Below are 24,017 nucleotides of genomic sequence, written 5' to 3'. Positions count from 1 at the left end.
GCGACTGGTCACCACCGCTGTCATCGACCTCCGTCGTCACCGGACCCCTGGATGAGGGACACTTGAGTGAGAAGCCTATGCCGAACCGAAGCAGAGAGAGCGCCAGATGCAGTTCGACGTGACGATCGAGATCCCGCAGGGCAGCCGCAACAAGTACGAGGTCGACCACGAGACGGGACGGATCCGGCTTGACCGGATGCTCTTCACCGCGACGCGCTACCCGGCCGACTACGGCTACATCGAGGAGACCCTGGGCGAGGACGGGGACCCGCTGGACGCCCTCGTGCTGCTGGACGAGCCGACCTGGCCCGGGTGCCTGGTCGCGGCGCGGCCGATCGGGATGTTCCACATGCGCGACGAGGCAGGCGGCGACGACAAGATCATCTGCGTGCCGGCCGACGACCCGCGCAAGATGGGCATCCAGAGTCTGGACGACATCGGGACCCACACCCGCCTGGAGATCCAGCACTTCTTCGAGGTCTACAAGGACCTGGAGCCGGGCAAGTCGGTGGAGGGTGCGCACTGGGCCGGCCGCGAGGAGGCTGAGCAGTGCTACCAGGAGGCGGTCAAGCGCGCCCAGGAGCACGGCATCTCCACCGCCCGCTGGCCGATGCCCAAGCACTGACGCCCCCGCGCCGGCGCCCGCCGCGGGGCCGGACCTGCAGCCTCTCCCCGCCGCCCCACGGAACCACTCCGTCGGGGGCGGCGTCGTAGTGGCACGTGGCCTTCGGTCACGTCCGTCCGCGATAGGCTGGCCGTGCAGGGCCGCTCTCGTGAAGCGGCGGGTCTATTCGCGGGCAGGAGCCCGCCCACACTGAGGGGAAACAGCATGACGACCGTGACAGAGACGCCGGGTGGCGACGTCAGCGAGGGTGGTCGCAAGACTCCCTGGCTGCTCATCGGCGGCGGCGTGGGCGCCGTGGCCGTGCTCGGGGGCGGCGTCGCCGCCGCGATGATGCTCTCCGGCGGCGGGGACCAGCCGGACACCGTGCTCCCCGGCGACGCCGGGATGTATGTCGAGGTGGACCTCGACCCGTCCGTCGGCGAGAAGGTCGCCGCGGTGCGCTTCTTCCAAGGCCTGGACTCCGACATCCAGGACCGCCTGTCCGCCGGGGAGTGGCGCGAGTGGGTCTGGGAGCAGCTCGAGGAGACGGGCGAGGCCCCCGAGGGCATCTCGTACGAGGAGGACATCGAGCCCTGGCTCGGTGACCGCGTCGGCATGACGGTGACGCCGACAGGCCCCGACGAGGACCCGCTCCTGGCGGTCGCGCTGCAGGTCAAGGACGGTGACGCCGCCCTCGCGTTCCTTGACGAGCAGCTGACCGAGGAGGACGACACCGGCTACTACATCGACGGCGACTACGTCGTGATCACGCCGGCGGACTCGCTCGACGCGGTGAAGGCTGCGGCCGACGCCGGCAGCCTCGCCGACAGCGACGCCTACTCCTCCGACATGGACGACCTCGGCGAGTCCGGCGTCATGTCGATGTGGGCCGACATCTCCCAGCTCGACGACCTCAGCGCCACCGATTACGCCGACTTCAGCGGCGAGCTGGGCGTGGACGGTCTCGACGAGGCCGCCACCGCCTCCGAGGCCATGCCTGAGATGGCCGGTCGCTTCGCGGGCACGGTGCGGCTCACCGAGGACGCCATCGAGATGCACGGCGTCACCCGCGGCGTGGAGGGCGTGCCGATGAGCAGCGGCGAGGGCACCAGCCTCGTCACCGAGCTCCCGGCCGACACCGCCGTGGCCTGGGGCATGGTGGGCGGCGCCGACGCCGTCCGCGACGCCTGGGACTTCTACGCAGACTCCTACGGCGAAGAGCTCGACTCGATCGTCGCCGAGGCCGAGAGCGCCGGCTTCACGCTCCCGGACGACCTGGCCACCGTGCTGGGCGACTCGATGGCCATCTCGGTCGGGCCCGACATCATCGGCGCGTTCAGCGCCATGTCGCAGACCGACCCGAACCTGCCGCCCCTGCCGGTGGCCTACCGCGTCACGACGGACACCGAGCGGGTCCAGGAGCTGCTCAACGCCAACGGCATGGGTCAGGGCGTCCTGGTGCAGCGCACCGACGACGGCACCCTGACGCTCGGCACCGACCAGCTCTACGTCGACGACCTGGCGGAGGGCCCGGAGAGCACGCTCGGCTCCGACGAGCTGTTCACCAGCGCCATCCAGGACGCCGAGGACGCCCAGTCGATCTTCTACGTCGACGTCGCGCCGTTCGAGGAGTTCTACCTCCCGCAGGTGACCGACCCCAACGCCCGCGAGGCGCTGGAGACGCTGGGAGCCGTCGGGATGTCCACCACCATCGAGGGCGAGGGCGACACCCGCTTTACCCTGCGGATCGTCGCCGACCCGCAGGGCTGACCCGAGCCGCCCCCACGGCCCCGGCACCCTCGTGGCGCCGGGGCCGTCGCACGACCGCCTCCCCGCCTCCCTGGGGGCGTCCTCGTGGTTTGGGCGGCCTCCCGCTGGTCGGGTATCCTCGTCGAGTTGCCCAGAGGGCAGCGCGCCGCCTTAGCTCAGTCGGCCAGAGCGATTCACTCGTAATGAATAGGTCGGGGGTTCGATTCCCCCAGGCGGCTCCACAAAACAGCAGGTCAGACCGGGTTCCAGAAGGTGCATGGGCTGACCTGCTGTGGTGTTTGCGACCAAGATGCGACCGCTGGCCCCGATCTGGGCGTCTGAATCGCGACCTGGCGTCATCCCAGCTGGCACTGGTATGACATGCACGAGAACCAGAGCAAGGGCCCCGCGGCGAGGGTGCAGACGACGTACCTGCCGGACCTGCTGACCGTGGAGGACGTGGCGGCCTACCTGCACGCACCAACCTCCCACGTCTACCGAGCAGCTGGCTCCGGGAAGCTACGCCACTACAAGGTGGGCAAGAGGTTGTTGTTCACCGAGGCGCACGTCGCGGCGTACATCGCCGACGCTGAGGTCGAGCCACCCGCCAGGGCAGGCCGCCCCCGGCGGTTCGCGTGAGCAGCGGGTGGGTCCGGGTCGAGCGCAACATCTATCGGCGCGGCCCGGTCTACGTGGTGCGCTGGCGGGACAGCACAGGCAGGCGACAGCAGGCGACCACCGACACCCTGCGGCAGGCGCGCGCTGTCCTGGCGGAGATGGAGAGCCGGAAGGCGAAGGGCAAGAGCGCGGACCTGCGGGGCCGGCGTGAGCCACTGTCCGCGTGGTGGGAGCGGTACAGACTGGCCACCACCACCAACGCGGCAACCTCGCGGAAGCGGGATGCGAGCCTGTGGCGCAACCACATCGAGCCGGCGTTCGGTGCGGTCCCCGTCGGCTCCATCGCACCGTCCGACCTCGAGAGGTTCCAGGCCGACAAGCTCGCTGCAGGTCGCTGGAGGAGCGCGACAGTCAGGGACGTGATGACTCTGCTCGGCGCTGTCCTGAACGTGGCCGTCCGGGACCAGGTCCTCGACACCAACCCGGCCGCGTTCGTGAAGCGACCACGGGTGGACACACCCGAGGCGGAGTTCCTCGAGATCCACGAGGTGGCAGGTCTAGAGCGGGCCATGCTGCCTTGGTGGCGGCCGACGGTCACCACGATGGTGTGTACGGGCGTTCGCATCGGTGAGCTGAGCGCGATTCGAGTTCAGGACGTCAACCTGCTCGACGGCTGGCTGCGTGTCACCTCCGGGTCGGTCAAGTCGGCCGGTGTCCGCGACCTCACCAAGAGCACCGCGGGCCAGCGGGTCATCCCGACCTTGCCGGCCTCACTGTGCCGAACCCTGGAGACGCTGATTGCCGACAGGGGACTGGGGCCGAACGACCTGCTTTTCACTGGCCCCCGCGGTGGCCGGCTGGACAGCAACAACTACCGGAATCGCGTGTGGAACCCGGCTGTCGAGCGGGCGGGGCTGGTCGGCGTCACGCCACATGCCCTGCGTCACACCGCGGTCAGCATCTGGCTGCAGCGCGGCATCGAGCCGCTGCGGATCGCTCGATGGGCTGGTCACGCGGACTCAAGCTTTCTCCAGCGCGTCTACGGACATCTGCTCACCGACCCGGAGGCGGACCGCCATCGGCAGGAGATGGACCTGCTGCTGGACGCAGCCCGTGCTGCTCGTCCCGCAGCTCGGCGGCTCGGGTGACGATGCCGGCCATCCGCTGCCTGGGTAACTAACGAAATTCGACCTCGTACTCCTTGCAGATCGCCGTCATGTGCTCACGGAACCGGCGGTGAAATTCGTCGGGGTGGCCCTGCCAGGAGTAGTGGATCGCACGGCCTAATCGGTACTCGCCGATGTGCTTTACGAGGATCGGTTCGAGCGGCACGTCCGGGAGCGGGCCGTACGCCCGGGGGCCCCTTGGAAGCAGTGCCTTACTGGACTTCCCCAGAAGAATCAGCACCGGGTTCCGGGCACCCAGGTGGGCCAACTCCCGACCGAGGCAGGTCAGGTTGTCCGCGTACGCGGGCCCTACGAGCTCGTTCCTGACGGTCTCGTGCCCCGGGTTGCTGTGCACGGTGTCTTTGACCACGTCGGTGATCCACCCCCCGCGGTATCCGGAGAGCTCGGGCGAGGCGAGGGCGTCCCGTAGTTTGCCGTCTTGCCCCGTGTGGTGGAACATCCACCACGGATTGACGTCCTCTGGCTTGCTTACCCTGTCCGAGGGGTTGATGCCGAGGAAGATGATGTCGTTGCGAAGGCGGACACCGTCGATGGTGACAGGCTCATCGGCTCCGCCGTGGACATCGAAGATGGAGCGGTCGCGGATCGTTGTCCCGTGGGGCGGCCAGACGGCGAACGAGCCGTGCAGGTTCGGGACGATGCTCTTGGCCGGGTGCCACCCGTGGTCGCGGTTGAGGCTGTTGTAGCAGGCGTAGGTGATGTCGGTGCTCACTCGGTGGTCCCCTTCGTCAGTGCGGTCAACTGGTCCTCCATGAGGCGCTGCGCCGCGTGGTTCCCGACGAACCTGATGTCAGCAGCCTCACCTCGGCGGCCAGTCGGTGGGATAGGTCGACGTCCGTGTCGTCGTTCCTGCTGTCCCGGTGGACAGGAGCGCCTTCCACGGTGGCCCCACGTCCGCTCGGTACCAACGCTTCGTCCCTGTTCGCGTCTCGACCCTCGTCTCGCGGGCCATAGCCATTCGAAGTCTATATGGGCGCGACGACACCCACCGGTTAACATGCCGCAAATCACGGCTGCTTCACCTAGGCGCTGGGGCGGGGTTGGCAAGTCGACGCCCCGGCCGCAGGGCCGGGGCGCCGGACGTGCGCGATCTGGAGCGAGGTCCGCGGGTGGCTGTGGCTCAGAACTCGAAGACGAGGCGCGCCGGCACCGTGCCGGAGAGCACCTCCTCGAAGCACTCGTTGACGTCCTCGAGCCGGCGGGTCTCGGCGATCACCTTGGTGCGGCCGGCGGCGTGCAGCGCGAAGCACTCGGCGAGGTCGTTGCGGGTGCCCACCAGCGAGCCGTGGACGCTGATTCCCTTCAGCACGGTCTCGAAGACCGGCAGGGTCAGCTTGTTGTCGGCCGGCAGCCCCACCAGCACGAGGCGGCCGGTCGGGTTGAGCGCGGCGTGCGCGGCGGCCATCGCGGCCGGCGAGGGCACCGTGACCAGCGCGATGTCGGCGCCGCCCAGGGCGGTCACCTGCTCCCCGAGGTCGCCGCGGGCGTCCACCACGTGGTCGGCGCCCAGCTCGTCGGTGGCCAGCTGGAGCTTCTCGTCGGAGACGTCGGCGGCGATGGTCTCGCAGCCGAACGCGCGGCCGTACTGCAGGCCGAGGTGGCCCAGGCCGCCCATGCCGACCACGAGGACCTTCTCGGCCGGCGACGGGCGGGCGGCCTTCAGGGCGGCGTAGGTGGTCACGCCGGCGCAGCTGATCGGCGCCGCATCGAAGGAGGAGACGCCCTCGGGCACCTCGACCACGTGCGAGGCGTAGCCCAGCGCGTACTCGGCGTAGCTGCCGTCCATGGTGTAGCCCATGTACTGCGGGGCCGTGCAGTAGGTCTCGCGCCCGGCGATGCAGTAGCGGCAGCGGCCGCAGGCCTGGCCGAGCCAGGGCAGCGCCACGCGCTTGCCGACCATGTCCTCCTCGACGCCCTCGCCGACCTGCTCCACCACGCCGACGCCCTCGTGGCCGGGGATCAGCGGCATCTTGGGCGGCACCGGCCAGTCGCCGTGCGCCGCGTGGATGTCGGTGTGGCACAGGCCGCTGGCCTCGATGCGGACACGCACCTGGCCCACGCCGGCCTCGGGCACCTCCAGCTCGCGGATCTCCAGCGGGGCCTTGATCTCGGGGACGACGGCAGCCTTCATGGTTCCCTCCACGGGGTTGGTTGGTGGCCCGTTCTCGAGCCGCCCTGCCAACGTAGCCAGTCGGCGTGGGAAAAACCACCGTCACACAGGGTCCGCCTACCGCCTACCGCCTACCGCCGACCGCCGTGCCGGCCTCGTCACGGCACCTGAAGGTCACCCCTCGCGGTGGAGGCGACGGTGACCGTGTGGCTGCCGAGCACGTGCGCCCGCACGAAGCCGGTCACCGGGAAGTGCACCTGCGCGGTCACCTGCACCGTGGCCGAACGTCCGTCGGGCCCCACGGTGGTGTGGTCCACCTGCCAGCCCTCGATGCGCGAGCTGGGCAACTGGGCGGCCAAGGAGCCGCGGGCGGCCGCGTCGGCACCGACGGGGTCCAGCAGCGCACCCTCCCCGCCGTAGTACGCGTCCTCGGAGACCTCGTCCGCCGCGTCCCGCGCTGCCGCGTCGGCGGCGTTGAGGGTCTCGATGCGGGCTAGCGCCCCGGCTGGTCGAAGGTCTGGTGTGCCCGACCTGCAAGCGGGTCGAACCCCGGCCCGCGTTTCATGCTTCGGTCGCCAGGGTCCTGGTGGCGTAGGCCAGAGAGCGCAGGCGCCGGGCGCGCTCCCTCGCGCGGATGTACTCGTGGAACCGCGAGTCGCCGTGCGTCGTCCACTCGCGGGCGAGGCGGACGCTGCCGTGGGCCTGCTCATGGCGGGCTCTCTCGTAGGCGTGCTCGGCGCGGGCCAGGAGGACCTGCGCCCGGCCCTCGGTCGCCGAGGCTCTCCCGGTCAGCGCCTCGCTGAGGTTCGTGCTGTGGGCCGGCATAGCTCCTCCAGTGGGTGCTCGGGGTGATCCATCCTCAGTAGCGGTGGACGGTCCGCCGGTCCGCCTCGATCTGCTCGGGCGTCCAGGCGGCGGCACGAGCCAGCTCGACCGCCCGCGGCCCCGTCGCGGTGGCGTAGCGGTCCATCGAACCGGTCTGGCTGAGGTGAACGACCTGGCCGTCGAGGACCGCGTGCTGGAGGTCGCCGTAGACGGTCCCGCCCGCGCTCGAGTAGATCAGCAGCACCTCGGTCCCCGGGCCGACCTGCTGCGGCGGACCTGGAGGCGCTGGGCCGGGCCGTCCCGGGGGTGCTGCCCGGCCAGGGCGAGCTGGACGCGCTGGTCGACGAGGTGCTGTCCGGGACGGTCGTGGCCGCGTCATGATCGGCTGGTGGCAGGCCGACCTCGACGGGGCGCGCGAGCTGCTGGAGGCGCTCGGTTTCCTGCCCGAGCAGACCAACGAGCGCAGCGGCCGGGTGTTCCTGGCGCTGCTGGGACTGAGGCCGGGAGACGCCTGGACCGACGCGACGAACAGGGCGTGGGGCGTCACGCCCCTCATGGAGCACATCGCCCAGCACTGGGACATGCAGTACGCGCCGAACACCCGCGAGACGGTCCGCCGGCGCACCCTGCACCAGTTCCTCGAGGCCGGCCTGGTGGAGACCAACCACGACGACCCCACCCGGCCGACAAACTCCGGCCTCACCAACTACCGGGTCACCCCGGCCGCGCTGGAGCTGATCCGGGTCTGGGGGACGCCGGAGGCGGAGTGCGCCCTGGACGAGTATCTGGAGGAGCTGCCGGGCCAGCGGGCCGCCTAGGCCGCGGCCCGCGACATGGCCCGCATCCCGGTGACGCTGCCCGGCGGGGTGGCGGTGAGCCTGTCACCCGGCGGGCAGAACGTGCTGCTGGCGGCGATGGTGCACGAGTTCTGCCCCCGGTTCGCCCCGGGCGGGGAGGTGCTCTTCATCGGTGACGCCGACGGTGGCACGCCGGTCCACGACGCCGACGCCCTGGCCGCCCTCGGCGTGGAGCTGGACCAGCACGGCAAGCTCCCGGACCTGGTCGTCCACCTGCCGGACAGGGGCTGGCTGTTCCTCATGGAGGCGGCCTCCAGCCACGGGCCGGTCGACGCGAAGAGGAAGGCCGAGCTGGAGACGGTGTTCGCCGACGCCGACGCCGGACCGGTCTTCGTCTCCTGCTTCCCCGACCGGGCGGTGATGCGGGGCTACCTGGCCGAACTGGCGTGGGAGACCGAAGCCTGGTGCGCCTCCGACCCGGACCATCTCGTGCACCTGGACGGCGTGCGGTTCCTCGGGCCCTACTGACCCCCCGGCGTCGAGCAGCGGCAGGTGCAGCGCCAGGACTTTGGCTCCCGGTCGTCGGTGAACACATGCACCCTGTACCTGATGTCGTGGCAGGAGGCGGACCGGTCCACGCAGCGTCCCCAACGCCGCCGCGGTGTACGTCGAGTGGAGTTTGAACGCGATGTCGACGAGGCGATGAAGACCGACCCGACCGTCGGACCTGCGAGGGGCGAGGAAGGCGCAGCTGAGTGCACGCTGCCGACCAGGTTCCGTGCGACCAGTCTGCGACCACGGCTGTGTCAACCGACGCGAATGAATGTGCGCCCAGGAGAACGAACTGGGGCTATGACCAGCCACTTTGCTGCTAGCGTCTAAGCATGCAGGGCCAGAGCGATTCACTCGTAATGAATAGGTCGGGGGTTCGATTCCCCCAGGCGGCTCAGCGCGACGAAGGCCCCGGACCATCTCGGTCCGGGGCCTTCGTCGTTCGTCGTTGTATGCCGTGCTCAGCAGCGGGTGCCGTCGTCCGGCACCGTGGCCTCCAGCAGGTAGGCGTCCACCGCGTCGTCGATGCACTCGTTGGAGCGGCCGTAGGCGGTGTGACCGTCGCCGTCGTAGGTGAGCAGCACGCCGGAGTCGAGGGTGTCGGCCAGCCCCTCGGCCCACTCGTAGGGGGTGGCCGGGTCGCGTGTGGTGCCGATGACGAGGATCGGGTCGGCTCCGGCGGCGGAGTAGTCCTCGACCGTCTCGGCGGCCTGGGCCGGCCAGTACTCGCACGCGCCGTCGCCGGCGAGGTAGCGACCCCAGGTTGGCGAGACCTCCTCGAACTGCGCCAGGACGGCGTCGGTGTCGAGGTCCTCCTCCTCGGCGGGCCGGTCGAGGCAGTTGACAGCGTAGATCGCCTGCATCGCATTGCCGTCGTAGCTGCCGTCGCTGCTGCGCGAGGCGTAGAGGTTGGCGAGATACATGAGCATGGTGCCGTCGCCGTCGAAGGCCCGCTCGAAGGCCTGGGACAGCAGCGGCCAGGCGGTCTCGGTATACATCGCGACGATGATGCCGTACATCCCCCAGCCCTCGGTCAGCTCCTCGGCCACGTCGCCATCGACCGGCAGCGGGGCGGCGTCGAGCTCGTCGAGGAAGGCGGGGATGCGCGCCATCGCCACCTCCACGTCGTCACCGAGCGGGCACTCGCCGCTGGCGACGCAGTCCTCGACGTAGGCGCGGGTGGCGCGCTCGAAACCTTCTGCCTGGCCCAGGCCCATCTCCAGCCCGGTGAGCTCGGGGTCGACGGCGCCGTCGAGGACGAGGCGACCGACCCGGTCGGGGAAGAGCGCGGCATACGTCGCGCCGAGGAAGGTGCCGTAGGACGCGCCGAGATAGGTCAAGGTCTCGTCGCCGAGCGCGGCGCGCAGCACGTCGATGTCGCGCGCTGCCTCGGGGGTCGAGACGTGCCCGACGAGATCGGGGGCGGCCTCGCCGCACGCCTCGGCGAAGTCCTGCGCCAGCTCAGCGCTGGCCGTCTCCTCGGCGGCATCGTCGGGCGAGGGATCGGAGGAGAGGTAGGTGTCCATCTCCTCGTCGGTCAGGCAGGTGATCGGCGCCGAGCGGGCCACCCCTCGCGGGTCGAAGCCGACCACGTCGTAGGCCTCGCGCACCGGCCCCGAGACAACCATCGCCGCGCTCATGGCGTAGTCGACGCCAGAGCCACCGGGGCCGCCCGGGTTGACCACCAGCGAGCCCTGCGACGTGCCGCCGGCCGGCGAGCGCAGCAGGGCCAGGTCGATGGTGGCACCGTCCGGCTCGGCATAGTCGAGCGGGACAGTGAGCGAGCTGCACTCGAAGTCGCCCTCGCAGCTGCTCCACTCGAGCTGCTGCTCGTAGAACGTCTCCAGGCCATCCGGGGCGCCCTCCGCGAGCGGCGTGCTCGTCACGGTCGCCGCCGCGGTGCTCTCGCCGTCGGGGCCGGAGCGCGACGCGCTCCCCTCGTCATCGCCGCCGAGCGCGTCGCACCCGGTGACCAGCAGGGTTGCGCTGGCCGCGGCGACGGCGAGCAGCCTCGTGCGAGTGGTATGCAGTGTGCGCACCAGTGTGGGTCCTTTCGTCTTATGCCTCACCCCCGAGGCAGGAGCAAGCCAATCATCATCGCCTCGAGGACGAGCAGCGGGGCACCGTTGGCGATCAACCGCTGCCGGGCCTCCCCGATGGTCTCGAGGGCCAGCAGCAGCTGCTCCGCGGTGAAGGAACGAGCGAGTCGCTCGATCTGCTCCGGCTCGCTGGAGTTGATGAGCCCAAGGCCCGCGGCACGGGTCTGCACCAGCAGCGCGTCGCGATAGACCGAGGCGAGGTCGGTCAGGGCGGCGTCGATGCTGTCGTGCTGCTGTCGCTTGGCCTCGGCCTTGAGCCGGTCGTCGAGGCGGCGCAGGTGGGCCCGCACCGAGGGCGGTTGGGTCCGCGCGGCCGGGTCCGCACCGACCTGCGCGAGCAGCTCTCGACGCTGCTCCTCGGCGTAGTTCTCGGAGGCGGCCTTGGCGCCCTCACCCGCCTCGTCGACGAGGTCCTGGGCCGCGCGCAGGGCAGCGCCGAGGGAGGTCAGCGTGAGGGGGATCGAGGTGATCTCGCGACGCCGGGCGCGCGCGTGCTCGTCGGTCGCGAGGCGCTTGGCGATGCCGATGTGGCTCTGGGCGGCCCGCGCGGCGTAGTGCGCCATCGAGGGATCGACGCCGTCGCGGCCGATGAGCAGCTCGGCCACCGCGTCGGCCGACGGCGTGCCGAGCTGCACGTGTCGGCACCGGGACCGGATGGTGACGAGGACGTCCTCGACCGAGGGCGCGCACAGCATCCAGACAGTCCGCGCGGTGGGCTCCTCCAGCGACTTCAGCAAGGTGTTGGCGGAGTAGTCGTTGAGGCGGTCGGCGTCCTCGACGATGACGACCCGCCAGCGACCCAGGCTCGGGCGGGCCTGCGCCTCGAGCACCAGCTCACGGGCCTCGTCGACCTTGATGAAGGTCTGCTCGGTGTCGACGATCCGCACGTCGGGGTGGCTGCCGACCATGACCATCCGGCACGGCTGGCACTCGCCGCACCCCACCGCCTCGGGCCCACCGCTGCTGCGCTCGCACTGCAGCGCCGCGGCGAAGGTGCGGGCAGCCACCGAGCGGCCGGAGCCGGGTGGGCCGGTGAAGAGCCAGGCGTGGGTCATCGCCGCGGCGTCGCCCGCCGCGCGCCGCAGCGTGGACACGACGCGCTCCTGCCCCACGAGCTGGGTGAAGACGCTCATGGTCGCTCCTCCAGCAGGGCCTCGACGCGGTCGCGGACGAGGTCGGCGAGCTCGGGCGCGGGGCGTTGGGCGTCGAGCACGAGATAGCGGTGCGGCTCGGCCGCCGCGAGGTCGCGGAAGCCCTGGCGGACGCGGTCGTGGAAGTCGTCGGCCTCGCGCTCCAGGCGGTCGTGGACGCTGCCGCGCCGAGCCCGCCCGGTCTCCGCGCTCACGTCGAGCAGGATCGTCAGGTCCGGCACCAGTCCCTCGGTCGCCCACAACGACAGCTCACGGACCTCCGCGTGGCCCAACTCGCGGGCCGCCCCCTGGTAGGCCACGGACGAGTCGAGATAACGATCGGTCAGCACGACCTCGCCGCGGTCCAGCGCGGGGCGGACCACCGTGGCGACGTGATGCGCCCGGTCGGCGGCGAAGATCAGCGCCTCCGCGTGCGGCGAGACCGAGCCGTCCTCGCCGTGCAGGACCAGCTCGCGCAACGTGCGCCCGAGGGCGGTGCCGCCGGGCTCCCGGGTGTGGCGCACGGCATACCCTAGGGCCTCCAGCCAGTCCCCCAACCGGCGCGCCTGCGTGGACTTGCCCGCCCCGTCACCGCCCTCGACGGCGATGAACAGACCCCGGCCCCGCCCGCGCACGGCGGAGGTGGGCGGGGTCTGGTCGGTCACGTGGGCAGCCTACGGGAGAGGTATGACGCTCCCCGCCTCCGTCCACAGGCTGTTGTGCTCACCCGGTGGGCGCGGGATCCTCGTCACCGGGAGCGGTGCCGTCACCGGGAAGCTCGGACGGCGCCCGGGTCTGGAACCCGTCATCCGCACCGTCGCCGGGTGCCACCGTCTGGCCCGAGTGCTCGGTCGTGGGTGTGGCCGTCTGGCCCGGCCCGTCCGAGACGGTGCCCCCGCCGTCGCTCATCGACGTCATCATGGTGAGCAGCGCGAGCCCCGCGATGACCATGCCGGACACGCCGAGGACGACGATCCCCCTCGCGGTGGACAGCTTGTCCACGAGCATGCCGGCAGCCTTGATCACGTCCGGCACGCTCGCTCCCGCGACGTCGAGCTGCGCCGCTTCGCTCGCCGGGACCTTCGTGAGGACGGCCCGGGTCTCGATCACGGCGAGCACGGCCGCCGCGATCAGGACCAGGCTGGCGACCCACAAGGAGAACATGACCACGAGCAGGGTGGCTCGCTGCGCGTACGACCCGTCGACCCACTGCGCGTCGCCGAGGACGCCAGCTCCGGCACCCAGACCGTCGCCGATGACCAAGCCGGAGGTCGCCCAGACGAAGAGCCACGTCGACAGCCCCGCCGCGATGAGACCGATCCAGCAGGCCACGCCCGCGACGTCACCATGCCACTCTCCTCGGACGACGGGGATCTCGCTCCGAGGACCTGCCGGTGGGTCGCCCTCGCTCTGCTGGGACATGGGACCTCCCCTGGACCGTGGCGGGCGGTGGACAGAGCGATTCTCCACCCGCCTGCCCTCCACCCACAAGGGTGAAGGGCAGGTGTGGTGGTCGAGCTCAGCCGCGCGCCGCGTTGGCGACGATCGCGTCGCGGACGAACTGCGCCATCCCGGGGGCGACGTCCTCGTAGGTCTTCGTGAACCTCGGGTCGGTGACATACATCTCGGCGATGTGGGCGTGCATCTCCCGGGGGCAGTCGTAGTACCACCGGCAGATGTGCTGCCGGGCCTCCTCGGCGACATCCATCGCCGCCTCGGAGTCAGCCGGGGCGCCGTCCGCGAGCAGCTCGGCGAAGCGCTGCTGCACCTCGTCCTGCTCGGCCTTGGCCGCCTGCCACTGCTCCTTGGAGTAGCTCTTGGTGCGGCGCTGGCTCTCCTTCCAGGCGTCCGTGTCACCCCACCGCTGCTCGGCTTCGGCGGCGTAGTCGTCGTCGAAGGCGTCCCCGAAGATCTCGCGCTGCTCCTCGCGGCTGATCTGGTATCCGTTCATCTCGTCCTCCAATGCTGCGTCGATCAACCGGGTCAGCTGCTGCAGCTGCCCGATCCGGTCCGTGACGCTCGCACGTTGCCGCCGCAGGTGGCCGACCACGTCGGCGTCCTGCTGCATGAGCGCGGCGATCTCCTCCAACCCGAAGCCGAGCCGGCGGTAGACGACGATGTGTTGCAGGCGGTCGAGGTCGGCCTCGGTGTAGAGCCGGTAGCCGGCGGAGCTCCGGTCGCTGGGCACCACGAGACCGATCTCGTCGTAGTGGTGCAGCGTCCGGATGCTGACGCCGACCTCGGTCGCCACCTGGCCGACGGTCCACCTGTCCTGCGCTGTCATCTGCGTCACGCTCCTCAGCCTGGAGCCTCACGGAGCGTGAGGGTCAAGCCGGTTCTGCGGGCGCCGGTGGTGCGGCCTCGTCATCCCGCGTCATCGTGCCGCGACCGTGCAGCGACTCGAAGATGAGGCTGGTCTCGGCGTGGAGCACGCCGGGACGGTTGGTGAGGTGGTCGAGCACGAAGTCGCGCAGCGCGTCGGCGCTGGGCACGGCGACGTGCACGTAGTAGTCGATGGAGCCCGAGACGTGGTAGGCGCCGAGCACGCCGGGCAGCTCGGGGACCTGGTTGGTGAACTCCTCGAAGTTCTGCCGCCGGTGACCCCCGAAACGCACCGCGATCATCGCTTCCACCGGGCGCCCGACGGAGACGGGGTCGATGTCGGCGTGGATGCCCCGCACGACGCCGCGCTCCCGGAGCGAGCGCACGCGCACCAGGCACGTGGACTCGGCGATGCCCACCTCGCGGGCCAGCATCGCGTTGGACATCCGTCCGTCGGCCTCGAGCAGGCGCACCAGCGCCAGGTCGGTCTCGTCCAGCGGCTTGTCGTCACGAGGATTCTTCGGCACGAGTCGACAGTATGCCGTCTCGCGCCTCCCGGTGAACCTCCCCTCGCGCACCGAGAGCCTCGGCTGCACACTCCAGCAGCCTCGCCTGCCCTCGTGCGAGCCTTCGTGAGAGACGGGTTCAGATCTACTAATCCTCGGGATTCTTGCAATTTATGTGCAGTTTCTGCACAATCAGAGCATGCACTACGAAGATGTACGCGTCGAAACGCGCGCCGTCCACGCCGGGCGGGCCGACCTCACGGCACTGGGGGTCCATGTGCCGCCGATCGACCTGTCCAGCACCTACCCGCTGCCCGACGTCGAGGCCGGCGGGGCGGCCTACGACCAGATGGCCGGCGGGGGCGAGCGGCTGGAGGGGCAGTCCGCGGTCTACCAGCGGCTGTGGAGCCCAGGCGTGGCTCGCTTCGAGGATGCCCTCGCCGAGCTCGAGGGCGGGGAGGCGGGTGTCGCCTTCGCCTCCGGCATGGCGGCGCTCAGCGCCGTCCTGCTCGCCTGCGTCGGGGCGGGGACCCCGCACGTGGTCGCGGTGCGCCCGCTCTACGGCGGCTCCGACCACCTGCTGGCGACCGGGCTGCTGGGGACGCGCGTCACCTGGACGGACGTTGACGGCATACCGGAAGCGATCCAGCCCGACACCGGCCTGGTGATCGTCGAGACCCCAGCCAATCCGACGCTGGACCTGGTCGACCTGCGCGCGGTCACGGCTTCGGCCGGCGACGTGCCGGTGCTCGTCGACAACACCTTCGCCACCCCCGTGCTGCAGCGGCCGCTCGAGCTGGGGGCGAGCATCGTGCTGCACTCGGTGACCAAGTTCCTCGCCGGGCACGGCGACGTGCTCGCCGGCGCCGTCGTCACGTCTGACGCGTGGGCGCAGCGCATCCGCCCCGTGCGCGCCGTGACCGGAGCGGTGCTGCACCCGCTGTCGGCCTATCTCGCCCACCGCGGCCTGCAGACGCTGCCGCTGAGGGTGCGCGCCCAGCAGGAGTCGGCCCAGGTGGTCGCACGGTGGCTCACCGGGCATCCCCTCGTCGAGCGCGTGCTCTATCCGGGTCAGCCAGGCTGCGACCCGCAGGGCCTCGTCGGCACCCAGATGGCCGGGCCCGGCGCGGTGCTGGCCTTCGACCTCGGCAGTTACGATCGCGCCGCCGCCGTCGCGCAGGGGTGTCGTCTCGTCACGCACGCCGTCTCGCTCGGCGGCGTCGACTCCCTCATCCAGCACCCGGCCGCGCTCACCCACCGCCCCGTCGCCGACGACGCCAAGCCAGACGGCGGCCTCCTGCGGCTCTCGGTCGGGCTGGAGGCCCCGGAGGACGTCATCGCCGACCTGGAGCAGGCCTTGGCTGGCAGCGAGCACGCTCTCGATGCCGAAGCAGCGAGCCTGGCCGCCGATCACTCCGCGCACTTCGCCCGGGGCTGATCGGCGCGGGGCGCGGACCGCCCTACTTCTTGGGCGCCGCCTTGCGGGTCGTCGCCTTCTTCGCGGGCGCCTTCCGCGTCGTCTTCTTGCGCGTCGTGGGGCCCTTGGCCCGCTTCTCCGCGATGAGCTCGAAGGCCCGCTCCTCCGAGAGCGCCTCCGGGTCATCCCCCTTGCGCAGGGTCGCGTTGGTCTCGCCGTCGGTGACGTAGGGCCCGAAGCGCCCGTCCTTGACGACGACCTTCTTGCCCGACACCGGGTCTTCGCCGAACTCCGCGAGCGGCGGCTTCGCGGCCGCCCGGCCCCGCTGCTTGGGTTGAGCATAGATCGCGAGCGCCTCCTCGACGGTGATGTCGAAGATCTGCGCCTCGGTCTCCAGCGAACGGCTGTCGGTCCCCTTCTTCAGGTATGGCCCGTAGCGCCCGTTCTGCGCCGTGATCTCGACACCCTCGGCATCGGTCCCGACCACCCGCGGCAGCGACAGCAGCTTGAGCGCCTGGTCGAGCTCGATGGTCGCGAGGTCCATGTCCTTGAACAAGGACCCCGTCCGCGGCTTGACCTTGGCCTTCTTCTTCGCGCCGCTGCCCGAGCCCTCGGCGTCGTCCTCCAGCACCTCGGTGACATAGGGGCCATACCGCCCGTTCTTCGCGACGATCTCGCGCCCCGTCTCTGGGTCGGTGCCGAGCACCCGGCCGTCGTCGGCCGCGGCCGCGAGCAGCTCCTCCGCCTTGGCCGCGGTCATCTCGTCCGGCGCGATGTCGTCGGGCACGGTCGCCCGCCGCGGGGTCTCGCCCTCCTCGCCGGGCAGCTCTACATAGGGCCCGTAGCGTCCCACCCGCACGATCGTGCCGTCGGCCGTCGTCACCGCCGAGATGGCCCGCGCGTCGATCTCGCCGAGGTCGCCCACGAGATCCCGCAGCCCCTCGCTCGAGCTCGCCTGGTCGCCGAAGTAGAACCGCTGCAGCCAGGCCACCCGCTGCTCGTCACCCCGGGCGATCTTGTCGAGGTCTTCCTCCATCGACGCGGTGAAGTCGTAGTCCACCAGCCGCGGGAAGTGCTGCTCCAGCAGCTGGGTCACCGCGAAAGCGAGCCACGTCGGCACCAGCGCCGACCCCTTGGTCCGCACATATCCGCGGTCCTGGATCGTGCCGACGGTCGCGGCATACGTCGACGGTCGCCCGATCCCGCGCTCCTCGAGCGCCTTGACCAGCGTCGCCTCGGTGTAGCGCGCCGGCGGGCTTGTCTGGTGCCCCTGCGCCTCCGCGCGCAGCGTCTCCAGGGCGACGCCCTCGGAGAGCTTGGGCAGCCGCATACCCATCTGCGAGTCCTCGCCGTAGCGGGACTCGTCGCGACCCTCCTCATAGGCCGCGAGGAAACCGCGGAAAGTGATCACGGTGCCCGAGGCGGAGAACTCCGCGCTAGACGGGCGCTGTATGCCGTTCCGCGACTCGTACTCCGTCCCAGAAGGCAGGGTCGCGGTGAGCTTGACGCTCGCGGTCGACCCCTTCGCGTCCGCCATCTGGGAGGCGACGGTGCGCTTCCAGATGAGCTCGTAGAGGGCATACTCCTGCCCGCGCAGCTCCCCCGCGACCTGCGCCGGCGTACGGAAGGAGTCGCCGGCCGGGCGGACCGCCTCGTGCGCCTCCTGCGCGTTCTTGCTCTTCTTGCCGTAGACGCGGGGGGTCTCGGGCACGTAGTCGGCGCCGTACATGTCCCGGGCCTGGCTGCGCGCCGCGTTGACCGCCTGGCCGGACAGGCTGGTCGAGTCGGTCCGCATATAGGTGATGTAGCCGCCCTCGTAGAGCCGCTGGGCGGTGCGCATCGTGGTCTGGCTGTTCATCCGCAGCTTGCGCGAGGCCTCCTGCTGCAGCGTGGAGGTCGTGAACGGCGCGGACGGCCGGCGCGTGTAGGGCTTCTCCGACACCTCGCGGACGCTGACGTCGGCCTCGCGCGTGCCGGCGGCGATCGCCTCGGCCGCCGCCGCGTCGAGCTGCACGGCGTTCTTGGTCTTCAGCGTGCCGTCGTCGGCGAAGTCGCGGCCGCTGGCGACCTTGGCACCGTCGACGCCGGTGAGCTTGGCCTCGAAGGCCTGACCGCTGTTGCCGCCGGGCGCGAACTCGCCCTCGACGTCCCAGTAGGACGCGATCCTGAAGGCCATCCGCTCGCGCTCGCGCTCCACGACCAGGCGCGTGGCGACCGACTGCACCCGGCCCGCAGAGAGGCCCTGCTTGACCTTGCGCCACAGGACGGGCGACACCTCATACCCGTAGAGGCGGTCGAGGATGCGGCGGCTCTCCTGCGCGTCGACGAGGTCGGTGTCGAGCTCGCGCGTGTCGCCGATGGCGCGCTGGATCGCCTCCTTGGTGATCTCGTGGAAGACCATGCGCTTGACCGGCACTTTGGGCTTGAGCACCTCGAGCAGGTGCCAGGCGATCGCCTCGCCCTCGCGGTCCTCATCGGTGGCGAGGTAGAGCTCGTCGGCGTCCTTGAGGGCGCGCCTGAGCTCGGTGACCTTCTTCTTCTTGTCCGCGTCGACGACGTAGTAGGGGTCGAAGCCGTCCTCGACGTTGATCGAGAACTTGCCGTAGGGACCCTTCTTCATGTCCGGCGGGAGCTCGGAGGGGTTGGGCAGGTCGCGGATGTGCCCGACGCTGGCCTCGACGCGGTAGTCGTCGCCGAGATATCCCCCGATGCTCTTGACCTTGCCCGGCGACTCGACGATCACCAGCTTGCTGCCAGCTGCCACAGTTCTCCTTCGCCTCGTGTGCCGCGGATTCGTCGCGGCTCCCGACACGAGGACCTCGGGCGTCACCGTAGCCCATGGCCGCCGAACGGCTACGCTGCGAGGTGTGATGACGGTGCGCAGCGCGACGATGACGACAGGTATGCCGCGCGCCCGGCGGGCGCGTTCCCTCGCGCTGCTCGCGGCGCTCGGCCTGGGGGTGCTCACCCTCGCCGGGTGCGACGACGAGGGCGGGTCCGACGCGACCGGGGACAGTCAGGGACCGACGGCGGACACCGACGGGGACGGCGACATCGACGCCGACGATGCGGACGGCGACGCCCAGTCCGCCGAGCCCGTGCCGCCGCCCACCGAGCCGGCCGACATCGAGCTGGCCGCGGGCGAACGCAGCGCCATCGCGGACGGAGGGACCATCTCGATCGACGGACCGGGCGGGGCCTTCGTCACGCCGACCGGCAACATCGCGTGCGTCGTCACCGGCAGCTCGGCCACCTGCCAGGTCCTCGACAAGACGTACACGCCGCCCGGCGACCAGCTGGTCGGCTCGCTCATCGGCTCCTGCTCGGCCGGCGACGCCGACGCGATGATCCTCACCGACGAGCAGGGCGCCTGGACCTGCCCCGCCGAGCCGCTCGCCCCCGCCGCCGCGCTGACGGCGTCCGGCTGGTGGGAGACGGAGGTCGACGGCGACAGCGTGGAGGTCGACGGCGTCCGCTCCGCGGTGCTGGCCTACGGGCAGACGCTGGCCGTCGGAGCCACCTCGTGCACGTCGTCCGAGGAGGGCGTGACCTGCCGCAACTCGGACATCGGCCGGGAGTTCTTCATCTCGCGCACGTCCTACCGCTACGGCTGAGCCGCTCAGCGCAGGCTCGCTCAGCGCAGGAGGCCGTCCGCCACCAGCTCCCGCAGCGTCGGCAGCACGTCGGCCTGGACCTCCGCGGGCGACTGCTCGGTGAGCACGGCGATCCCGGCGCACAACTGGCGCGCGGTCAGCTCGCCGTCGCAGGCCCCGACGACGCCGGCCGCCAGCGTGTCGAGCCGCACCACCCGCCGCAGACCGCCGCCCTGGCGGATCTGGATCACCTGCGGGTCCACGGCCCCTGGCCGCCCGACCCGCTCCTCGGTGACGTCGTCGGCCACCTGCCAGGGGGTGTCCAACAGCGCGTCGTCGTCGTGCTCGGCGAGCCAGGTCCGGGCCTCCAGCCCGGCCAGGACGTGCGGCCCCATCGGGCCGTCCACCGGGGTGCGCACATCCACGAGGTCACGCCATGGCTCCCGCCCCGCCCGCGGACGCTGGAGCGTCACGATGCCGAACCCGACCTGCTCGATCCCGCGCTCGGCGAAGTCGTCCAGCCACGCGGCATACAGCGCGTCGAACTCCGGCGTCCCGGGTCGGTGACCTCCGTCGCGGGCCCAGGTCTCGGCATACTGCGCGACGTCCTGCAGCTCGCGCTGCACGACCCACGCGTCGAGCCCTGTGCCGTCCAGCCACGCGCCGACGTGGTCCGACCAGTCCTCCCCCGCGCGCAGCTCCCAGTTGGCCAGGAGCTGGGCGATGCCACCGGGCCGCAGCCGCGGGGCGAGCTCGCGCACCAGCCCGGCCACGAGCGCGTCGCCCGGCTGTCCGCCGTCGCGGTACTCGTAGACCGGCACGTCGGCCCGCCGCGGCGTGATGACGAAGGGCGGGTTGCTGACGACGAGGTCGAACTGCTCCTCGCCAACGGGGTCGAGCAGGCTCCCCTGGCGCAGGTCGACAGCGGTCTCGGAGAGGGCGAAGGTGAAGCGCGCGAAGGCCAGCGCGCGCTCGGACAGGTCCGTCGCGACCTGGTATGCCGTGTGCCCGGCCAGGTGCAGCACCTGCACTCCGCAGCCGGTGCCGATATCGAGTGCTCGCTCTACGCGGGGCCGCGGCGCCCAGCTCGCGAGGGTGGCCGAGGCACCGCCGACCCCGAGCACGTGGTCGGTGGGGAGCGGGCCGCCCTCGGCGACCTCGGACCGGTCGGAGACGACCCACCAGTGCTGCTGCTCGGTGGCATACGGCCGCAGGTCGCAGGTCGCCCGGAGCAGTGGCGAGGAGGGCGCGACCTCGGCAGCCAGGCCCAGCCGGATCAGGCCCGCCGAGCCAACCCTGGGGAGGGCGGCGTCGAGCCAGTCGCCCGGCACGAGGCAGCCGAGGCTGAAGAGTCGGCAGAGGGCGGCGACCGGTTCGGTGGAGCGGGCCGTGACGCGCAGGGCGGGAAGCGGCTCCTCACGGTGCAGGGCCGAGACCGCGACCTCGCCGAGCAGCTCGGCGAGCCGGTCCACGGTGAAGTCGACCTCCTCCAGGTCGGCCCGCAGCGCCGCGACGAGGTCGGGGTTGTCCAGCGACGGGGGTGGTGGAGGTGGGGGCGCCGGGGCTGAGGCAGGGAGCCGGGACCACCCCAGCTCAGCCGGCGCCGGAGGCAGTGGTCGGGCTGGCTGCTCGGTCACGGCGTCACCATAGCCCCACGGTTGGTGGCTGGCCCCATGGACAGCCGGCACGAATGGCCCCACCGTTGGCGGGCAGCCCCACGGTTGGTGGCTGGCCCCATGGACAGTCGGCACGATGGGCCCCACCGTTGGCGGGCAGCCCCACGGTTGGTGGCTGGCCTCATGGCTGCAATCGTAGGGATTCCGAGCAACCGTGGGGCACTCCGAGAACCGTGGAGCCGAACGGGAACCGTGGGACCCAGTCATGATGAGTGGCTCGGCGCCCCACCGCTGGCGGCTCGCCCCACATCTGTCTGCGGGCCCCACGGTGAGCGGCGGGCCCCACGCAAAGCCAGACCCCCTACGGCCGCAACCGTAGGGGGTCTGGCGCGGTGTGGGGCTCCCCGGCAACCGTGGGGCCTCCTCACCCGACACGTCCGCCAGGCGCGGGCCCCACCACCCGTGGGGCCCGCCAGCCCGGAGACGAGGTCAGCTCTCGAGTGCCGCCGCGGGCTGCTCGTCGCTGTCGCCGATCGCGATGTCACGGCGCTTGGAGACGACCACCGCAGCCACGATGACCGCCGTCGCCACCAGGGCGATGCCCCAGCGGATGGCGCTGTTGGCGCCGTCGCCATAGGTCAGGCCGATGATGGCCGGCGCGATGAGCAGGGCGACGAGGTTCATCACCTTGATGAGCGGGTTGATGGCCGGGCCGGCGGTGTCCTTGAAGGGGTCGCCGACCGTGTCGCCGATGACCGTGGCCTCGTGGGCCGGGGTGCCCTTGCCGCCGAAGTTGCCGTCCTCGACGATCTTCTTGGCGTTGTCCCAGGCGCCACCAGCGTTGGCGAGGAAGACCGCCATGAGCACACCGGTGCCGATCGCGCCGGCGAGATACCCCGCCAGCGCGCCGACGCCCAGGCCGAAGCCCACCGCGATCGGGGCGAAGACCGCCAGCAGACCCGGGGTCGCCAGCTCGCGCAGCGAGTCGCGGGTGCAGATGTCGACGACCCGCGCATACTCCGGCTTCTCGCTGTAGTCCATGATCCCGGGCTTCTCGCGGAACTGGCGCCGCACCTCGAAGACGATGGCGCCGGCGGCGCGGGTCACCGCGTTGATCGCCAGGCCGGAGAAGAGGAAGACCACCGCGCCACCGATGAGCACACCGACCAGGGCGCGCGGGTCGAAGACCAGGAAGGACTGCAGCACGTCGCCGCTGGTGTCACCCGCGGTCTCCAGCGCCTGCAGGATCGCGTCGAGATAGGACCCGAAGAGCGCCGTCGCCGCGAGCACGGCGGTCGCGATGGCGATGCCCTTGGTGATCGCCTTGGTGGTGTTGCCGACGGCGTCCAGCTCGGTGAGGATCTGCGCCGCCTCGCCGTCGACATCGCCAGACATCTCGGCGATGCCCTGAGCGTTGTCGGAGACCGGGCCGAAGGTGTCCATCGCCACGATGACGCCCACGGTGGTCAGCAGGCCACAGCCGGCCAGCGCGACGTAGAACAGCGACAGGATCAACGATCCGCCGCTGATCGTGAAGATCGCGAAGATGGCGGCAGCGATGGTGACCGCGGTATAGACCGCGGACTCCAGGCCGACCCCAATGCCCGCCAGCACGACCGTCGCCGGGCCGGTGAGTGAGGTCCGGGCCACGTCGTTGGTGGGCTTGGTCTCGGTGCCGGTGAAGTAGCCGGTCAGCCACAGGATGAAGGCGGCCAGCACGATGCCGATGACGACCGATGACGCGGCGCCCAGGGCGGCGTTGACTTGCTCACCCGACTCGCTGGCCATCTCCAGCGCGAAGCCGGAGGTGACGTCGAGCTGGGTCGGAAGGAAGACGAAGGCGGCGATGACCGAGCCGACCGCGGCGATCGCTGCGGAGATGTAGAAGCTGCGGTTGATGGCGCGCAGGCCGTTTTCGCCCGGGCGCGCCTTGGTGATGAAGACACCGATGATGGCGGTGATGACGCCGATCGCCGGGATGACCAGCGGGAAGGTGAGCCCACCGTCGGAGCCGAGCGCCGCGGTGCCGAGGATGAGGGCCGCGACGAGGGTCACGGCATACGACTCGAAGAGATCGGCGGCCATGCCCGCGCAGTCGCCGACGTTGTCACCGACGTTGTCGGCAATGGTGGCGGCGTTGCGCGGGTCGTCCTCGGGGATGCCCGCCTCGACCTTGCCGACGAGGTCGGCACCGACATCGGCGGCCTTGGTGAAGATGCCGCCGCCGACCCGCATGAACATCGCGAGCAGCGCGGCGCCGAAGCCGAAGCCTTCGAGCACCTTGGCGGCGTCACCCTGGTAGATCAGCACCACGAGCGCCGCGCCGAGCAGACCGAGGCCGACCGTCGCCATACCCACCGTGCCGCCGGTGCGGAAGGCGATCCGCATGCCGTCGTCGCGACCGGTCGTGCGGGCCGCCTCGGCGACCCGCATGTTGGCGGCGGTGGCGAGGTTCATCCCCAGCCAGCCGATGAAGGCGGAGAAGCCGGCGCCGAAGAGGAAGGCCACCGAGCGCCCGATCCGCATGAAGAGGTCGTCGGCCGGCAGGGCCAGGAGCAGGAAGAACGCGACCACCGCGAAGATCAGGAGGGTGCGGAACTGGCGGCCGAGATAGGCCGAGGCCCCTTCCTGGACCGCGCTGCCGATCTCCTGCATCGACCCGGATCCCGGTGACGCGGCCAGCACCTCCCGGCGGAACATGAAGCCCATGACGAGGGCGACGAGGGAGATGCAGAGCACCACGATCACGATCGAGGTGTCGGCTCCCGAGAGCGACACGTCGCTCGCGGCTGCTGCGACTGGAACCATGTGGATCCTCCTGGGAACCCGCGGCGTTGCGGGTGACGGCGCGGCGAGGCCGCGGGTCGTTCGATACGGATGTCGTCACTGTAG

General features: G+C 71.1%; 22 protein-coding genes and 2 tRNA genes. 10 read left to right on the top strand and 14 right to left on the bottom strand.

The genetic code is table 11. The annotated features are described in order from the left end of the window. Nucleotides 1–106: 106 nt before the first annotated feature. The 5 genes from AC5PYY_RS06895 to AC5PYY_RS06875 all read left to right on the top strand — a co-directional run bounded on the left by AC5PYY_RS06895 (nt 107) and on the right by AC5PYY_RS06875 (nt 4,119). Entirely contained in the window at nt 107–625 is a 519-nt protein-coding gene (locus tag AC5PYY_RS06895; RefSeq protein WP_493899041.1) for an inorganic diphosphatase, read from the top strand. 204 nt (nt 626–829) lie between these two features. Then, nucleotides 830–2,374 carry a DUF3352 domain-containing protein gene (locus tag AC5PYY_RS06890; protein ID WP_493899040.1) on the top strand — a complete coding sequence of 515 codons (1,545 nt, stop codon included), beginning with the start codon at nt 830–832 and terminating at the stop codon, nt 2,372–2,374. A 144-nt stretch (nt 2,375–2,518) separates the two neighbouring features. Then, a tRNA-Thr gene (locus tag AC5PYY_RS06885) sits at nt 2,519–2,595 on the top strand. A gap of 139 nt (nt 2,596–2,734) precedes the next feature. Continuing rightward, entirely contained in the window at nt 2,735–2,992 is a 258-nt protein-coding gene (locus AC5PYY_RS06880; RefSeq protein WP_493899039.1) for a helix-turn-helix domain-containing protein, read from the top strand. Further along, the gene (locus tag AC5PYY_RS06875) at nt 2,989–4,119 is read left to right on the top strand and encodes a tyrosine-type recombinase/integrase (RefSeq protein ID WP_493899038.1); all 1,131 of its coding nucleotides are present in this window, start codon (nt 2,989–2,991) and stop codon (nt 4,117–4,119) included. The genes AC5PYY_RS06880 and AC5PYY_RS06875 overlap by 4 nt, the downstream gene beginning before the upstream one ends. 28 nt (nt 4,120–4,147) lie before the next feature. Here the strand turns inward: AC5PYY_RS06875 and AC5PYY_RS06870 are convergent, their stop codons facing one another. The 5 genes from AC5PYY_RS06870 to AC5PYY_RS06850 all read right to left on the bottom strand — a co-directional run bounded on the left by AC5PYY_RS06870 (nt 4,148) and on the right by AC5PYY_RS06850 (nt 7,337). Further along, nucleotides 4,148–4,870: a hypothetical protein gene (locus AC5PYY_RS06870; RefSeq protein ID WP_493899037.1), complete on the bottom strand. Its 723-nt coding sequence runs from the start codon at nt 4,868–4,870 to the stop codon at nt 4,148–4,150. A gap of 408 nt (nt 4,871–5,278) precedes the next feature. Then, on the bottom strand, nt 5,279–6,289 hold the full coding sequence (locus tag AC5PYY_RS06865) for a zinc-dependent alcohol dehydrogenase (RefSeq protein ID WP_493899036.1): 1,011 nt from the start codon (nt 6,287–6,289) through the stop codon (nt 5,279–5,281). 137 nt (nt 6,290–6,426) lie between these two features. Continuing rightward, the gene (locus tag AC5PYY_RS06860) at nt 6,427–6,585 is read right to left on the bottom strand and encodes a hypothetical protein (protein ID WP_493899035.1); all 159 of its coding nucleotides are present in this window, start codon (nt 6,583–6,585) and stop codon (nt 6,427–6,429) included. Nucleotides 6,586–6,829: 244 nt separating this feature from the next. Further along, on the bottom strand, nt 6,830–7,093 hold the full coding sequence (locus tag AC5PYY_RS06855) for a hypothetical protein (RefSeq protein ID WP_493899034.1): 264 nt from the start codon (nt 7,091–7,093) through the stop codon (nt 6,830–6,832). A gap of 34 nt (nt 7,094–7,127) precedes the next feature. After that, nucleotides 7,128–7,337, bottom strand: a complete 210-nt coding sequence (locus AC5PYY_RS06850) for a hypothetical protein (protein WP_493899033.1) — start codon at nt 7,335–7,337, stop codon at nt 7,128–7,130. Nucleotides 7,338–7,470: 133 nt separating this feature from the next. Between AC5PYY_RS06850 and AC5PYY_RS06845 the strand changes: the two genes are divergently transcribed. The 3 genes from AC5PYY_RS06845 (at nt 7,471) to AC5PYY_RS06835 (ending at nt 8,837) form a co-directional block, all read left to right on the top strand. Then, nucleotides 7,471–7,911 carry a hypothetical protein gene (locus AC5PYY_RS06845; RefSeq protein ID WP_493899032.1) on the top strand — a complete coding sequence of 147 codons (441 nt, stop codon included), beginning with the start codon at nt 7,471–7,473 and terminating at the stop codon, nt 7,909–7,911. Nucleotides 7,912–7,926: 15 nt separating this feature from the next. Then, nucleotides 7,927–8,418 (top strand): BsuBI/PstI family type II restriction endonuclease, encoded by a 492-nt coding sequence (locus tag AC5PYY_RS06840; RefSeq protein WP_493899031.1) that lies wholly within the window; start codon nt 7,927–7,929, stop codon nt 8,416–8,418. Nucleotides 8,419–8,749: 331 nt separating this feature from the next. Beyond that, nucleotides 8,750–8,837 (top strand) — tRNA-Thr (locus tag AC5PYY_RS06835). Nucleotides 8,838–8,903: 66 nt separating this feature from the next. Here AC5PYY_RS06835 and AC5PYY_RS06830 read toward each other — a convergent pair. From AC5PYY_RS06830 to AC5PYY_RS06805, 6 genes are all read right to left on the bottom strand, one after another. Continuing rightward, the gene (locus AC5PYY_RS06830) at nt 8,904–10,481 is read right to left on the bottom strand and encodes an alpha/beta hydrolase (RefSeq protein ID WP_493899030.1); all 1,578 of its coding nucleotides are present in this window, start codon (nt 10,479–10,481) and stop codon (nt 8,904–8,906) included. A gap of 26 nt (nt 10,482–10,507) precedes the next feature. Continuing rightward, nucleotides 10,508–11,674 carry a DNA polymerase III subunit delta' gene (locus AC5PYY_RS06825; RefSeq protein ID WP_493899029.1) on the bottom strand — a complete coding sequence of 389 codons (1,167 nt, stop codon included), beginning with the start codon at nt 11,672–11,674 and terminating at the stop codon, nt 10,508–10,510. After that, entirely contained in the window at nt 11,671–12,336 is a 666-nt protein-coding gene (gene tmk / locus AC5PYY_RS06820) for a dTMP kinase (RefSeq protein ID WP_493899028.1), read from the bottom strand. Before tmk ends, AC5PYY_RS06825 begins: the two co-directional genes overlap by 4 nt. Nucleotides 12,337–12,394: 58 nt before the next feature. Continuing rightward, a complete protein-coding gene (locus AC5PYY_RS06815; protein ID WP_493899027.1) occupies nt 12,395–13,093 on the bottom strand; it encodes a hypothetical protein in 699 nt (232 codons plus the stop codon). A gap of 97 nt (nt 13,094–13,190) precedes the next feature. After that, nucleotides 13,191–13,955 carry a MerR family transcriptional regulator gene (locus AC5PYY_RS06810; RefSeq protein ID WP_493899337.1) on the bottom strand — a complete coding sequence of 255 codons (765 nt, stop codon included), beginning with the start codon at nt 13,953–13,955 and terminating at the stop codon, nt 13,191–13,193. A 43-nt stretch (nt 13,956–13,998) separates the two neighbouring features. Beyond that, nucleotides 13,999–14,520: an Lrp/AsnC family transcriptional regulator gene (locus AC5PYY_RS06805; protein ID WP_493899026.1), complete on the bottom strand. Its 522-nt coding sequence runs from the start codon at nt 14,518–14,520 to the stop codon at nt 13,999–14,001. A gap of 178 nt (nt 14,521–14,698) precedes the next feature. On the opposite strand from AC5PYY_RS06805, the gene AC5PYY_RS06800 reads away from it, so the two are divergent. Further along, nucleotides 14,699–15,937, top strand: coding sequence for a trans-sulfuration enzyme family protein (locus AC5PYY_RS06800; RefSeq protein WP_493899025.1), 1,239 nt, complete (start codon nt 14,699–14,701; stop codon nt 15,935–15,937). A gap of 22 nt (nt 15,938–15,959) precedes the next feature. Here the strand turns inward: AC5PYY_RS06800 and topA are convergent, their stop codons facing one another. Continuing rightward, nucleotides 15,960–18,680: a type I DNA topoisomerase gene (gene topA / locus AC5PYY_RS06795; protein ID WP_493899024.1), complete on the bottom strand. Its 2,721-nt coding sequence runs from the start codon at nt 18,678–18,680 to the stop codon at nt 15,960–15,962. Nucleotides 18,681–18,783: 103 nt separating this feature from the next. Between topA and AC5PYY_RS06790 the strand changes: the two genes are divergently transcribed. After that, nucleotides 18,784–19,530 carry a hypothetical protein gene (locus tag AC5PYY_RS06790; protein WP_493899023.1) on the top strand — a complete coding sequence of 249 codons (747 nt, stop codon included), beginning with the start codon at nt 18,784–18,786 and terminating at the stop codon, nt 19,528–19,530. Between the two features lie 20 nt (nt 19,531–19,550). Here AC5PYY_RS06790 and AC5PYY_RS06785 read toward each other — a convergent pair whose 3' ends face one another. Next, a complete protein-coding gene (locus AC5PYY_RS06785; RefSeq protein WP_493899022.1) occupies nt 19,551–21,146 on the bottom strand; it encodes a DUF7059 domain-containing protein in 1,596 nt (531 codons plus the stop codon). Nucleotides 21,147–21,614: 468 nt separating this feature from the next. Further along, entirely contained in the window at nt 21,615–23,933 is a 2,319-nt protein-coding gene (locus AC5PYY_RS06780; protein ID WP_493899021.1) for a sodium-translocating pyrophosphatase, read from the bottom strand. Nucleotides 23,934–24,017: the final 84 nt, after the last annotated feature.

This window comes from Serinicoccus sp. JS2-9 (assembly GCF_059025165.1).
This window is presented reverse-complemented; position numbering and strand designations above follow the sequence as displayed.

Bases quoted from the DNA above. Each gene is read 5' to 3' on its own strand.
- AC5PYY_RS06800 (WP_493899025.1), top strand. From the start codon at position 14,699: ATGCACTACGAAGATGTACGCGTCGAAACGCGCGCCGTCCACGCCGGG.
- AC5PYY_RS06780 (WP_493899021.1), bottom strand. From the start codon at position 23,933: ATGGTTCCAGTCGCAGCAGCCGCGAGCGACGTGTCGCTCTCGGGAGCC.
- AC5PYY_RS06810 (WP_493899337.1), bottom strand. From the start codon at position 13,955: ATGACAGCGCAGGACAGGTGGACCGTCGGCCAGGTGGCGACCGAGGTC.
- AC5PYY_RS06865 (WP_493899036.1), bottom strand. From the start codon at position 6,289: ATGAAGGCTGCCGTCGTCCCCGAGATCAAGGCCCCGCTGGAGATCCGC.
- AC5PYY_RS06880 (WP_493899039.1), top strand. From the start codon at position 2,735: ATGCACGAGAACCAGAGCAAGGGCCCCGCGGCGAGGGTGCAGACGACG.
- AC5PYY_RS06895 (WP_493899041.1), top strand. From the start codon at position 107: ATGCAGTTCGACGTGACGATCGAGATCCCGCAGGGCAGCCGCAACAAG.
- AC5PYY_RS06890 (WP_493899040.1), top strand. From the start codon at position 830: ATGACGACCGTGACAGAGACGCCGGGTGGCGACGTCAGCGAGGGTGGT.
- AC5PYY_RS06840 (WP_493899031.1), top strand. From the start codon at position 7,927: ATGGCCCGCATCCCGGTGACGCTGCCCGGCGGGGTGGCGGTGAGCCTG.
- AC5PYY_RS06815 (WP_493899027.1), bottom strand. From the start codon at position 13,093: ATGTCCCAGCAGAGCGAGGGCGACCCACCGGCAGGTCCTCGGAGCGAG.
- AC5PYY_RS06855 (WP_493899034.1), bottom strand. From the start codon at position 7,093: ATGCCGGCCCACAGCACGAACCTCAGCGAGGCGCTGACCGGGAGAGCC.
- AC5PYY_RS06845 (WP_493899032.1), top strand. From the start codon at position 7,471: ATGATCGGCTGGTGGCAGGCCGACCTCGACGGGGCGCGCGAGCTGCTG.
- AC5PYY_RS06825 (WP_493899029.1), bottom strand. From the start codon at position 11,674: ATGAGCGTCTTCACCCAGCTCGTGGGGCAGGAGCGCGTCGTGTCCACG.